Annotated in this window: 11 protein-coding genes and 1 pseudogene; 5 read left to right on the top strand and 7 right to left on the bottom strand. The window is 73.1% G+C overall.

Annotated features, from left to right (window positions below; translation table 11 throughout):
* Window positions 1–444, top strand: a pseudogene (locus ESP51_RS20760) (TPM domain-containing protein); the annotation flags it as partial.
* Between the two features lie 117 nt (window positions 445–561).
* On the top strand, window positions 562–1,299 hold the full coding sequence (locus ESP51_RS19465) for a PspA/IM30 family protein (RefSeq protein WP_129522524.1): 738 nt from the start codon (window positions 562–564) through the stop codon (window positions 1,297–1,299).
* 84 nt (window positions 1,300–1,383) lie between these two features.
* Here the strand turns inward: ESP51_RS19465 and ESP51_RS19460 are convergent, their stop codons facing one another.
* A complete protein-coding gene (locus ESP51_RS19460; RefSeq protein WP_129522523.1) occupies window positions 1,384–2,205 on the bottom strand; it encodes an NAD-dependent epimerase/dehydratase family protein in 822 nt (273 codons plus the stop codon).
* A gap of 90 nt (window positions 2,206–2,295) precedes the next feature.
* Between ESP51_RS19460 and ESP51_RS19455 the strand changes: the two genes are divergently transcribed.
* The 3 genes from ESP51_RS19455 (at window position 2,296) to ESP51_RS19445 (ending at window position 5,124) form a co-directional block, all read left to right on the top strand.
* Entirely contained in the window at window positions 2,296–3,150 is an 855-nt protein-coding gene (locus ESP51_RS19455) for an arginase family protein (RefSeq protein ID WP_129522522.1), read from the top strand.
* An 85-nt stretch (window positions 3,151–3,235) separates the two neighbouring features.
* Window positions 3,236–4,735, top strand: coding sequence for a dihydrolipoyl dehydrogenase family protein (locus ESP51_RS19450; RefSeq protein WP_129522521.1), 1,500 nt, complete (start codon window positions 3,236–3,238; stop codon window positions 4,733–4,735).
* Complete coding sequence (locus ESP51_RS19445) at window positions 4,732–5,124, top strand: Fe-S oxidoreductase (RefSeq protein ID WP_129522520.1); 393 nt, start codon at window positions 4,732–4,734, stop codon at window positions 5,122–5,124. Before ESP51_RS19450 ends, ESP51_RS19445 begins: the two co-directional genes overlap by 4 nt.
* A gap of 76 nt (window positions 5,125–5,200) precedes the next feature.
* On the opposite strand, the gene ESP51_RS19440 is transcribed toward ESP51_RS19445, so the two are convergent.
* The 6 genes from ESP51_RS19440 to ESP51_RS19415 form a co-directional block, all read right to left on the bottom strand.
* Window positions 5,201–6,220 carry an iron-siderophore ABC transporter substrate-binding protein gene (locus tag ESP51_RS19440; protein WP_129522519.1) on the bottom strand — a complete coding sequence of 340 codons (1,020 nt, stop codon included), beginning with the start codon at window positions 6,218–6,220 and terminating at the stop codon, window positions 5,201–5,203.
* 32 nt (window positions 6,221–6,252) lie between these two features.
* Window positions 6,253–7,065, bottom strand: a complete 813-nt coding sequence (locus tag ESP51_RS19435; protein ID WP_129522518.1) for an ABC transporter ATP-binding protein — start codon at window positions 7,063–7,065, stop codon at window positions 6,253–6,255.
* Entirely contained in the window at window positions 7,062–8,168 is a 1,107-nt protein-coding gene (locus ESP51_RS19430; RefSeq protein WP_129522517.1) for a FecCD family ABC transporter permease, read from the bottom strand. Before ESP51_RS19430 ends, ESP51_RS19435 begins: the two co-directional genes overlap by 4 nt.
* Window positions 8,165–9,238 carry a FecCD family ABC transporter permease gene (locus ESP51_RS19425; protein ID WP_241843271.1) on the bottom strand — a complete coding sequence of 358 codons (1,074 nt, stop codon included), beginning with the start codon at window positions 9,236–9,238 and terminating at the stop codon, window positions 8,165–8,167. Before ESP51_RS19425 ends, ESP51_RS19430 begins: the two co-directional genes overlap by 4 nt.
* A gap of 4 nt (window positions 9,239–9,242) precedes the next feature.
* Window positions 9,243–10,199: a siderophore-interacting protein gene (locus tag ESP51_RS19420; protein WP_129522516.1), complete on the bottom strand. Its 957-nt coding sequence runs from the start codon at window positions 10,197–10,199 to the stop codon at window positions 9,243–9,245.
* Window positions 10,200–10,302: 103 nt separating this feature from the next.
* Window positions 10,303–12,339: iron ABC transporter permease (locus tag ESP51_RS19415; protein WP_206737370.1), on the bottom strand; the 2,037-nt coding region annotated here is incomplete at its 5' end.

Below are 12,339 nucleotides of genomic sequence, written 5' to 3'. Positions count from 1 at the left end.
GCCGTCGGCGCAGAAGCCCGCACCCGGCTCGCGGAGGCCGGACGACTCCTCGTCGAGGCCGAGGGCGCCGCGCAGGCGCACCCTGAAGCGGCCCTCGTCGCGGCACAGCGCGCCGAGCGGCTCGCGAGCGAGGCGATGTCGCTCGCGCAGCGAGACGTCGGCGGCTTCGGCGGCGGCATGGGCGGCTTGGGAGATCTCGGCGGCTTCGGCGGACTCGGCGGCGGCGCGGGACGCAGCTCGAGCGGCAGCGACCTCTTCGGCGCAGTGCTCGGCGGCATCCTCATCGACTCGGTGCTCGGCGGCGGTGGCGGCCGCCGCGGCGGTGGCTTCGGCGGCGGGTTCGGTGGCGGCTTCGGCGGAGGCGGCCGCAGTTCCGGCCGGTCGCCAGGCAGCTTCGGGGGCTCGGGCACGCGCTCCCGTCGCGGGAGTGGAGGCCGATTCTGACCCCCGCGACTCGCCGACCGAGCCCGCGCTCCGCGCACGACGGCTGACGCCGGCAACGCCCGACACGACGATCACGACGACACGACGACCACGACGACCACGACGAAAGGAACGACCATGGCAAAGCACTCCATCTTCGGACGGATCTCGCAGCTCCTCCGAGCCAACATCAACGCCCTCATCGACCAGGCGGAAGACCCGCAGCTCATGCTGGACCAGATCGTGCGCGACTTCACCAACAGCATCGCCGACGCCGAGGCCGCGATCGCCGAGACCATCGGAAACCTGCGCCTCCTCGAAGACGACCATCGTGAAGACGTCGAGGCGGCGCGCGAGTGGGGTGACAAGGCCATCGCCGCGAGCCGCAAGGGCGATGAGCTGCGCAGCTCCGGCGACGCCGCCGGCGCCGACAAGTTCGACAACCTCGCGAAGGTCGCACTGAGCCGCCAGATCTCCGCCGAGAACGAGGCGAGGGCGGCCGAGCCGCAGATCGCCGCGCAGACCGAGGTCGTCGACAAGCTGAAGTCGGGCCTCAACGGCATGAAGGAGAAGCTCGTCCAGCTGCAGAACAAGCGCTCCGAGCTCGTCGCTCGCGCGAAGACCGCGCAGGCCCAGCGCCAGGTCCAGGACGCGGTCAAGTCGATCGACATCCTCGACCCCACGAGCGAGATCGGCCGCTTCGAAGACAAGATCCGTCGCGAGGAGGCGGTCGTCCGCGGCCAGGCCGAACTCGCCGCCTCGAGCCTCGACGCGCAGTTCAACGAGCTCGACGACCTCGGCGAACTCACCGAAGTCGATGCCCGGCTGGCCGCGCTGAAGGCCGGCGGCACCCCTCAGGGCGCCATCTCGCACTGAGCGGATGCCACGACGGCCGCGCCGTGCGATCGAATCGCGCGGCGCGGCCGTTCGCATGCCGGCCCGCTCGGCGGCATCCGCCGATCAGAACGGGCGCTGCTTCGAGAGCGTGAACTCGGGACTCGCGAGCGACCCGCCCATGGGTCCGCTCGTGACCGGCGCGGGTCGGCCCGGAATCTCGTCGCGGTGCCGCGCTGCGTCGTCTTCGGGCTCGAAGCCGAGGCGCCGCGCGGACTCGAGGTCGAACCAGCCGTCGCGATTGTCGGAAGTGGCGAACGCGGTCTCGAACCCGACCGGCTCGTGGCGCATCGCGGCGAGGAAGGCACGTGCCGCATCGGCCGGACTCAGCCAGATGCTGAGGTCGCGAGCACCCTCGGGCAGCTCCTTGAACGCGCCGATGCGAAGCGCGACGACCTCCATGCCGAACTTCTCGGCGTAGAGGCGGCCGATCTGCTCGGCAGCGACCTTCGTCACGGCGTAGAGTCCGTCGGGCCTCGGCGGCAGCGTCACGTCGACCTGCTGCCCCACGTCGTACATGCCGACGACCCGGGCAGTGCTCGCGAGCACGACGCGCCGCACGCCCGCCTGCCGGGCGGCCTCGAAGAGGTGCCACGTGCCGACGACGTTCGCCTCGACGAGGTCGTGGAAGTCGGCCTCGTCGGGAACCGCCGCGAGGTGCACGACGCCATGGACTCCCGTGAGCGCAGACCGCAGCGCCGCCGGATCGGCGAGGTCGACCTCGAGTACGCTCTCGCGCGGCGCGACACCCTCGGGCGGTACCACGTCGATGAGCACGAGCCGCGCCACCTCGGGCAGGAGGGCTGCGCGCAGGGTGGTGCCGATTCGCCCGGATGCCCCGGTGATGGCCCAGACCTCATCGCCGAGCGGCCTCACGTTCGTCTCCATGCGGCAACGCTAGCGCCGACCCCCGTCGACCGCCCTCCCGAATCCGCGCGCACTGGCCGACGGGCTCCGCGCGGCGCGATACTTGGAGTCATGCCCGCTACTTTCGTCGTCGTGCCCATGTGGCAAGGTTCCGTCTCCGTCCGCGCCATGAGCCACGCCGACGGAGCCATCGCCATCCTCGGCGATCTTCCCTCCTCTGCGACGGAGCTCGTCGAGGTGCCGGTCGAAGCCGGTGAGGCGCTCGGTACGGGCGTGCTCAGGTACAGCACCGTCCTCCGGGTGCGCGAGCTCACGGCGAAGGCGCTCGGTCACGTGCCCGACCTGGCGATCACGATCGGCGGCGACTGCGGGTCATCCGTCGCGGCGGTGGCACATGCCTCGGCCCGCACCGGCGGCGATCTCGCGGTGCTCTGGCTCGACGCGCACCCCGATCTCAACACTCCCGAGTCGTCGCCCTCGGGCGGCTTCGGCGGCATGACCCTGCGCGCGATCACCGGTGAGGGCGCCGACGGGCTCGCCCTCGACGAGTCCACGCGCATCTCGCCCGATCGACTCGTGCTCGGTGGCATCCGGGCGATCGACGACGAGGAGCGCCGCTTCATCGACGAGCACGGCGTGAGCGTGCTCACGGTCGAAGACCTCTCCGACCCGACCGTCGTGATCGCCGCCCTCGAGGCGACCGGCGCGTCGCGCGTCTTCGTCCACGTCGATCTCGACGTGCTCGACCCCTCCGCACTCGCGGGTCTCTCGTACCCGATGCCGTTCGGCATCGCCGCCACCGAACTCACCGCGCTCCTGCGCGCGGTGGTGGCCCGATTCCCGCTCGCGGGCGCTGCGATCGCCGGGTTCGCGCCCGGTTCACTCGAGGCGGCTGCCGACGACCTGCCCACGATCCTCCGCCTCGTCGCCGCGCTCACGTCGGGTGCCACCGCCGACGTCGCCTGAATCACGGATGCCCCGAGTCGTCCGGCCTGCCTAGGCTTGTCCCCAGGCGTGCTCGGCAAGTGCCGAGGGCCGGAAGGAGTCGGGGATGGAGCGCGAGGTGGATGTCGTCGTCATCGGCGGCGGACCGGTCGGGGAGAACGTCGCCGATCGGGCGAGGGCCGCGGGGCTCGAGGTCGTGCTCGTCGAGCATGAGCTGCTCGGCGGTGAGTGCACGAACTGGGCGTGCGTGCCGTCGAAGACGCTGTTGCGCAGCTCCGCAGTGCTCCGCGCCGCGAAGCGCGTTCCCGGGGCCGCAGAGGCGATCACCGGCGAGCTCGACGTGGCCGCCGTGCTGCGCCGGCGCGACTACTGGGTCTCGGACTGGAAGGATGACGGCGACGTCGAGTGGCTCGCGGGCATCGGCGCCGAGCTCGAGCGCGGCCACGGTCGCCTCGACGGGCCGCACCGCGTCATCGTTGAGCGGCCCGACGGCACCGAGCTCACGCTCGTCGCCCGCCACGCCGTCGCGGTCGCGCCCGGCTCCGACCCGGTCGTGCCGCCGATCGACGGGCTCGCCGACTCCCGGCCATGGACGAGCCGCGACGCGACGAGCGTGAAGCACGTGCCCGAGCGGCTCGCGATCATCGGCGGTGGTGTCGTCGCCGTCGAGATGGCGACCGCCTACGCCGGGCTCGGCGCCGACGTCACCGTGCTCGCCCGCAGCGGCCTGCTCGGCGCGATGGAGCCGTTCGCCGGCGAGGCGGTGGCGCGCGGGCTCGAGGGGCTCGGGGCATCCGTTCGCCTCGGGGTCGAACCCGTGAAGGTCGAACGCAACGACGCCGACGAGGTCGTCGTGACGCTCGGCGACGGTTCCACGGTGACGGCCGACGAGGTGCTCGTCGCGACCGGCAGGAAGCCGCGCACCGAAGCGCTCGGCATCGACACGGTGGGGCTCGAGCCCGGTGCCTGGCTCGACGTCGACGACACGATGCTCGTGCAGGGCCTCCCCGATGGCGAGGGGGCCGGCTGGCTCTACGCCGTGGGCGACGTCAACCACCGCGCGCTCCTCACCCACCAGGGCAAGTACCAGGCGCGCGCGACCGGCGACGTGATCGCGGCGCGAGCGCTCGGCCGGCCCGTCGACGCGGCGCCGTGGGGCGCACACGTCGCGACGGCCGATCACTCCGCGGTGCCGAACGTCGTGTTCTCCGAGCCCGAGTGCGCCTCGGTCGGGCTCACCGCCCGCGCCGCCGAACGGGCGGGCCGATCAGTGCGCGTCGCCGACGTCGATCTCGGCGCCGTGAGCGGTGCCGGCATCCTCGCCGACGGATACGAGGGGCACGCGCGCCTCGTCGTCGACACGGAGCTCGGCACGGTGGTCGGCGCGACCTTCGTCGGCCAAGACGTCGCCGAGTTGGTGCAGGCGGCGACCATCGCGATCGTCGGCGAGGTGTCGGTCGACCGGCTCTGGCACGCGGTGCCCGCCTTCCCCACCGTGAGCGAGGTGTGGCTGCGACTGCTCGAGGCGCTCGGCCGGCCGAGCGCCGTAGACGTGAAGACGGTCGAGACCGAGGAACCCGCTGAGACCGAAGAGACCGCGGCGTGAGCGGCCGGGTGCTGCGGGTGCGGCTCACCGACTCCCCCATCAGCCGCGCCGGCTACTGGTACGCGACGCTCGTGGGCTTCACCTGGGGGTTCCTCTGGAGCACGGGGCCCGTCGAGGTGAAGGACGGCCTCATCATCTTCACGGGCATGCCGAAGTGGACGTTCGGCCGGGGCGGCTCGTGCGTCGGCGGCTGCTACCTCACCGATCGCAACACGGGCGTGCACGTGCTCGGGCATGAGGCCGTGCACAAGGAGCAGTGGCAGCGGTACGGCATGCTCTTCCCGTTCCTCTACCTCATCGCGGGCCGCAACCCGCTGAAGAACCGGTTCGAGATCGAGGCCGGGCTCGAAGCGGGCGGCTACCTGCCGAGGCGACGCGCGACGCGGTGAACCACGAACGGCCCGGACCCTGCCGAGCGGCAGGTCCGGGCCATCGTCATGCAGCTGTGCGCAATGCGCAGCCCGATCAGGCCGCGGGCTGCACCGCTGCGGACAGTGAGGCGACGAGCTCGTCGAGGCCGTAGGTGAGCGAGAGTGCCGTCGGCGGCGAGACCGCGGCGACGAGCTCCGAGCCGATCACCTGGGCGACCTGACCGCGTGCGACGGCGGGGATCGCCTGGATCGGCGCCGAGGCGAGGAAGGCGTCGGCCTCCTCCTGGGTGTCGTGGTAGCTCACCACGATGTCGCTCTCGAGCTTGTCGAGCTCCTCGTAGCTCAGCGTGTAGTAGAACGAGGAGTCGCCGTTCGCGAGCTCGTCGACGGCCGGCGCGTTCTCGAGGCCGAATCGCGTGAGGAACTCGGCGCGTGCATCGGCGACCCGGTAGACGTAGAACGTGCCCGCAACATCCCACACCGCGGCGACGGTCTTGCCCTCGAGCTCGGGGTGCGCTTCGGCTTGCGCGGCGACCTCGGCGTCGAGCTCGTCGAGCACGGCCGCGGCCTCGGCGTCACGGCCGAGGGCGGCGCCCACCGTCGTCACGACGTCTTCCCAGGGCGTGGTCCACGCCTCGCCCTCGTAGGCCACCGTCGGCGCGATCTCGCTCAGCAGTTCGTACTGCTCCTCGGTGATGCCCGAGAACGGCGCGAGGATGAGGTCGGGTGCCGCCTCGATGAGCTCCTCATAGGGCGGCGCCTCGCCGTCGTCGGTGAGCACGACCGGCGTCTCCTCGCCGAGCTCCTCGAGCTTGTCGGCGACCCAGGGCAGCACGCCCTCGTCGTTCGCCGCATACGTCTGCTCGGCGATCGCGACCGGCACGACGCCGACGGCGAGCGCCGCCTCGGTGCTCCCCCAACCCCAGGTCGCCACGCGTTCGGGCTCGGCGGTGATCTCGGTCTCGCCGAAGACGTGCTCGATCGTGACAGGGAAGGCACCGTCGGATGCCGCGCCCTCCGTGGAGTCGGCCGCACCGGTCGTGGCGCAACCGGCAAGGGTGAGGGCGGCGAGTGCCGTGGCGGTGATGACGGCGAACGTGCGTCGGGCGTGCATGTGTTCCCTTTCTGGTGGTGGTCGGGGTCGAGTCAGAACTCGCCCCGGTGGAATCGGCCGATGGGCACGACGAGCGGCGAGCCGGCGACGGGATCGGTGGTGACGACGCATTCGAGCCCGAATGCGCCGCCGACGGTCTCTGCGGTCATCACGTCACCGGGTGCGCCTGCTGCAGCGATGCGTCCGCCGTCGAGGACGACGAGGTGATCGGCGTAGCGCGCCGCGAGGTTGAGCTCATGCAGCACCATGACGACGGTCGTTCCGTGGTCGCGGTTCGAGTCGGTGAGCAGGTCGAGCAGCTCGAGCTGGTGGCTCGCGTCGAGAAAGCTCGTGGGCTCGTCGAGCAGCACGATGTCGGCTCGTTGGGCGAGCGCCATCGCGATCCAGACGCGCTGGCGCTGCCCGCCCGACAGCTCGGAGACGGCACGGCCCGCGAGCTCGGCGGTGCCCGTGGCCTCGAGCACCTCGGCGACGATGCGATCGTCGTCGCTCGAGCGGCCGCCGAACCAGCCGCGGTGCGGATGCCGCCCCCGGGCGACGAGCTCGGCCACGAGCACGCCGTCAGGTGACACCGGTTGCTGCGGGAGCACGGCGACCCGGCGCGCGAAATCGCGTGCGCCGTAGGAACGGATGTCTCGCCCGTCGAGCGTGACGCGCCCCGATTCGGGCCGGATGAGTCGCGCGAGGCCGCGCAGGAGCGTCGACTTGCCGCTCGCATTCGGACCCACGATCGAGGTGATGCGTCCGTCGGGGATCTCGAGGTCGAGCCCGTCGATCACGACGCGGCCGTCGTAGCCGAGCGTGAGCGACTCGGCGCGCAGTGAGTGCGGTGCGGAGCGGGTCATCCGTCGGATCCTTTCCGGTTTCCCCTCGCGATGAGCCAGAGGAGGTAGGGGGCGCCGATGAGCCCCGTGACGATGCCGACGGGCACCGCGAAGCCCGCGAACGCGTGCTGCGCCACGAGGTCGGCGACGAGCACGATCACGACGCCGACGAGCGCCGAGGCGGCGAGCGCGGCCTGCCCGTGGCCGATGAGCGCCCGCGCGATCGGCGCCGCGACGAGGGCGACGAACGCGATCGGTCCGGCGAGGGCCGTGGCGACGGCGACGAGCGCGACGCCGAGGAGCACGGCCGTCGCCCGGGCCCTGGTGGCATCGAGTCCGAGCGAACGTGCGCTGTCGTCGGAGAGGGCGAGCAGCGGCATCCGCGGGGAGAAGACGGCGGTGGCCGTGAGCAGCACGACGAGCGCCCCGCCCGAGGTGCCGAGCTCGCTCCAGCCGGTGCTCGCGATGCCCCCCACCATCCAGACGAGCGCCTCGGATGCCTCGCGCACCTCCGCTCGCGTGATGAGCCAGCCGAGAAGCCCCGACACGATCGAGGCGAGGCCGATGCCGACGAGCACGAAGCGGATGCCGGTGAGGCCGCCGCGCCACGCGAGCGCCCACATGAGCCCGGCGACGACGAGCGCACCGGTGAACGCGGCGAGTGCGACCGCAGGCCCTTCGAGGCCGAGCAGGAGCATCGAGCCGACGGCGGCGAGGCTCGCTCCGCCGGTGACGCCGAGGATGTCGGGGCTCGCGAGCGGGTTCCGCAGGGTCGACTGGAAGAGCGCGCCGCCGAGGCCGAGCGCACTGCCCGCGATGACGGCGGCGAGCACCCTCGGCAGCCGCAGCCGCATCACGACGAACTCGGCCTTCGGCGAACCCTGCCCGACGAGCACGGCGAACACGTCGGCGACGGTGAGGCCGGCCGCGCCGAGGAGGAGTGACGCGATGGCGGCTGCGAACACGAGCACGCTCGCGCCGAGGAGCACGGCCGCCGTGCGACGGCGCCGGCGATCGCGTACCTGGCCGATGAGGATGGCGACGGCCCCGACCGACTCGGCGCGCGTCGGCTCCGCGAGGCGGCCCGTTCCGGTGCCGCTCGCGAGCGCTCCGTCGGGCCTCACAGCCCGCCCCCCTTGGTGCGGCGCACGAGCGCGATGAGCACGGGCGCGCCGACGATCGCCGCGACGATGCCGGCCTCGAGCTCGGCGGGGGCGACGACGACGCGACCGATCACGTCGGCGGCGAGCAGCACGACGGCCCCGAGGACGGCGGCCAGTGGCGTGACCCACCGGTAGTCGCCGCCGACGAGGCCCCTGGCGGCGTGCGCGACGGCGAGTCCGAGCAGTGCGATGGGGCCGGCGAGCGACGTCGCGGTGCCCGCGAGCACGATGACGGCGATCGCCGTGACGACCCGCGTCGTGCCGAGCCTCACTCCGAGCCCGCGGGCCACGTCGTCGCCGAGGGCGAGGAGGTTCAACCGGCCCGCGAGCCACGCGGCGAGCACGAGGCCGGCGATGAGGAACGGCCAGAGCACGGCGGCGCTCTCGAGGCCCCGGCCCGAGAGCGAGCCCACCGACCAGAACCGGAACTGCAGGAGGGTGCCGTCGTCCCTGATGAGCAGGAGCGTCACGAGCGGCGTCGTCGCCGCCGTGACGGCGGCGCCCGTGAGCGCGAGCTTCGCCGGGCTCGCACCGCTCGCCCCGGTGGAGCCGATCGCGAACACGACGGCCGCCGCGAGCGCTGCACCCGCGAAGGCGAACCAGATGAAGCCGAACGGCGAGGCGACGCCGAGGAAGGCGATCGCCGCGACGACCGCGAGCGATGCGCCGGCGTTGATGCCGAGCAGTCCCGGGTCTGCAAGCGGATTGCGCGTCGCCCCCTGCAGGAGGGCTGCCACGACGCCGAGCGCCGCGCCAGCCATGATGCCGACGACCGCGCGCGGCAGCCGCAGTTCGCGCACGACGAGCTGGTCGGCGTCACCCGGCACGAGCGAGGTGAACGCGCCCAGCACGAGGTCGAGCGGCATCTGCCGGGTGCCGATCGCGAGACTCGCCACGGCGACGACGGCGAGCAGTCCGACGGCGAGCGCGAGCGTCGTCGCTGGGGGCAGTCGGCGGCCGGTTCGGGTGCGGCTCATGAGCGCGGCAGGGTGCTGCGAATCCGTCGCGACTCGCGACATCCGATCGGCCACCGGCTCAGTCGAGCTCGGCGCGGCCGTGCCGCCAGTAGCCCATGAACGCCACCTGGCGGCGATCGAGGCCGGCCTCGCGCACGAGGAACCGGCGGAGGGTCGTGATGGCGGATGCCTCACCGGCGAGCCAGGCGTAGCAGGCGCCGTCGATGCTGTGCCCCTCGGGCACGTCCCACAGCGGTGCGTCGTCGGCGTCGGCGCGTTCGGCGGCCTCGAGTGCCGCTGCGGCATCCTCGCTCGGCACGAGGGCCGCACGGCTCACGAGGTGGCGCACGACCCAGTCGCGCACGGCGGGGATGAGCTCGCCGCCGTGGCCGGCGTCGGCGACGGCACGGGGCAGCCAGCGCACCTCGACGCCCGCCGGGTGGCGCAGTTCGAGCACGTCGTCGGCGCTCGGCACCTCGATGAGCGCGACGCCGGATGCGTCGGCGGGCAGCGCCTCGAGGATCGACGCGATCGCCGGGGCCGCCGTCTCGTCGCCCGCGAGCAGCACGGTGTCGACGACGCCGGGGCGCCAGTCGATGCCGGTGGCACGGCCCTCGCTCAGCTCGTCGGGGCCGATGAGCACGATCTCGTCGCCGGGAGCGGCGTTCATCGCCCACGCCGAGGCCGGACCGCCGTCGCCGTGGCCGACGAAGTCGATGTCGACCTCGCGAAGCTCGGGGCGCACCGCTCGCGCCGTGTACGTGCGGAACGGGTTGCGCGACTCGGCAGGCAGCTCACGCCAGGCGCTGTACCAGTCGTCGACGTCGGGGAACGCGGCGAAGCCCACCTCGGGCAGCGGCAGCACGATCTTGATCCGCTGGTCGAGCCCGGCGGTGCCGAAGCCCGCGAGCTCCTCGCCCGCGAACGTCACTCGCGTGAAGTGCGGCGTCAGGCGTTCGACCCGCGACACGCTCGCCCGGTAGGCGCGGTAGGCGGGACGAGGGCGCGACTCGACGTCGGTAAGTGAGGTAAGCATTACCTAAGTCTGGCACATGCGCCGCGCGCTCGTGAACCACCACGAGCACCCCGGAATCGGATGCCGCGGCTCGCGCCACGCGGCATCCGGCCCCCTCGCTGCATCACGCCGCGCGCCGTGAACGCCAGAGCAGCCACACGAAGTACGGCGCGCCGACCACCGCGGTGAGCAGGCCCGCCGGCAACTGCGCCGGGGCGATGACCGTGCGGCCGAGCGTGTCGGCGATGCACACGAGCAGCGCGCCGAGGAGCGCCGCGAGCGGCAGCACGCGAGCGTGCCGCGATCCGACGAGCGCGCGCGCTGCATGCGGCGCGACGAGTCCGACGAATCCGATCACGCCGACGGCGGCGACGGCCGTGGCGGTGAGCGCGACGCTCACGGCAAGGAGACCGAATCGCGATCGCCCGATCGCGACGCCGAGCACCCGCGGGGTGTCGTCGTCGAACGCGAGCAGGTCGAGCTCCCGCCGCGCCGAGAGCAGCACCGGGAGCGCGAGCAGCACGACGATGAGCAGCGGCACGAGCTGCGGCACGGTGCGACCGTAGGTCGAGCCCGACATCCAGGTGAGCGCCTTGGCGGCGTTGTAGGGGTCGGTCGCGATGATCAGCATCGCCGTCGAGGCGGCGGTCGCCGCGGAGACGCCGAGGCCGATGAGGATGAGCCGGGTGCTCGCGAGCCCACCCGCCGCGGAGAGCCCGAAGACGATCGCCGCGGCGAGCACCGCGCCCACGAGTCCGCCCGCCGTGACCCCCAGGAACGTCGCGAGCGGCCACGCGGTGATGACGAGCACGGCGCCCACGCCCGCTCCCCCGGTGACGCCGAGGATCGCCGGCTCCGCGAGCGGGTTGCGGGCGACCGCCTGCACGACGGTGCCCGCGAGCGCGAGCGCGGCCCCGGCCAGGATCGCCGCTGCGACCCGCGGGGCACGCGTGTTCATGACGAACTCGACGAGCGGGCCTGCGCGGCCGGTGATCCAGTTGACGACGTCGCCACCGAGTAGCTTGGCGTCACCAAGGAGGAGCGAGGCGACCCCGACCGCGACGAGGAGCGCGGCCGCCCCGACGATGACGAGCAGCCGGGCACGCGGCGAGAGGGCCGCACCCATCACGAAGCCGCTCGCGGCGCCGTCGGACGACGCCTTCGCGCGCAACGCGAGGGCGATGAGGAACACCGCACCGAAGATCGTCGTGACGACGCCGGTCGGCACCGCGACGGCGGCTTGACCGCCGAAGACGAGCCGCAACAGCACGTCGGCCCCGAGCACGACGACGACGCCCGTGACGGCCGCAGCGGGGATGAGCAGCACGTGCCGCTGCATGCCGGGCACGCGCACGGCGACGAGCCGCACGATGGCGGGGGCTGCGAGCCCGACGAACCCGATCGGGCCGGCGATCGTCACGGCCGCCGCCGAGAGGAGCACGGCGATCAGGATGCCGCCGAGCCGCGTGCGGCGAACGCGCACGCCGAGCGTCGTCGCGGTGTCGTCGCCGAGCGAGACGAGGTCGAGCGGCCGTGCGATCACGAACAGGGCGCCCACCGCGACGAGCACCACCGGGCCGAGCTGGAACATCGGGTCCATGCCGGTCTGTGCGAGGGTGCCGTTGCCCCACGCGTAGAGGCCCGTCGTGCGCTCGGGGAAGAGCAGCAGCAGCATCGTCGTGAGCGCCGCGAGCGCCAGTGCGATCGCCGAACCGGCGAGCACGAGGCGCACCGTGCCGCCGCCGCGCGCACCGGCCGACAGTGCGAGCACGAGGGTCGCCGCCGCGAGGCCGCCGACGAACGCCACCGCGCCGCCGCCCACGATGGGCAGCACGACGCCGAACGCGGTGACGGCCACGACCGCGAGGTACGCACCGGCGTTCACCGCGAGGGTGTCGGGCGAGGCGAGGATGTTGCGCGAGACCGTCTGCATGACGAGGCCCGCCACGCCGAGGGCGACGCCCACGAGCACGCCCGCGAGCAGCCGCGGCATCCGCGAGGCGACGAGCACGGCGGCGGCCTGGTCGTCGGAGCCGCCGACGAGGAGACCGAGCAGTTCGGGCAGACCGACGCTCGACGCGCCCTGCGTCACGTGCACGGCGGCGAGCAGGGCCGCCAGCACGGCACCGAGGGCGATGAGCGCGACGGCGCCGACGCGCCC

The organism is Agromyces albus (genome assembly GCF_004134825.1).
GTDB lineage: Bacteria > Actinomycetota > Actinomycetes > Actinomycetales > Microbacteriaceae > Agromyces > Agromyces albus.
This window is presented reverse-complemented; position numbering and strand designations above follow the sequence as displayed.

Coding starts and splice junctions, on each gene's coding strand:
- ESP51_RS19465 (WP_129522524.1), top strand. CDS start 562: ATGGCAAAGCACTCCATCTTCGGACGGATCTCGCAGCTCCTCCGAGCC.
- ESP51_RS19460 (WP_129522523.1), bottom strand. CDS start 2,205: ATGGAGACGAACGTGAGGCCGCTCGGCGATGAGGTCTGGGCCATCACC.
- ESP51_RS19455 (WP_129522522.1), top strand. CDS start 2,296: ATGCCCGCTACTTTCGTCGTCGTGCCCATGTGGCAAGGTTCCGTCTCC.
- ESP51_RS19450 (WP_129522521.1), top strand. CDS start 3,236: ATGGAGCGCGAGGTGGATGTCGTCGTCATCGGCGGCGGACCGGTCGGG.
- ESP51_RS19440 (WP_129522519.1), bottom strand. CDS start 6,220: ATGCACGCCCGACGCACGTTCGCCGTCATCACCGCCACGGCACTCGCC.
- ESP51_RS19435 (WP_129522518.1), bottom strand. CDS start 7,065: ATGACCCGCTCCGCACCGCACTCACTGCGCGCCGAGTCGCTCACGCTC.
- ESP51_RS19420 (WP_129522516.1), bottom strand. CDS start 10,199: ATGCTTACCTCACTTACCGACGTCGAGTCGCGCCCTCGTCCCGCCTAC.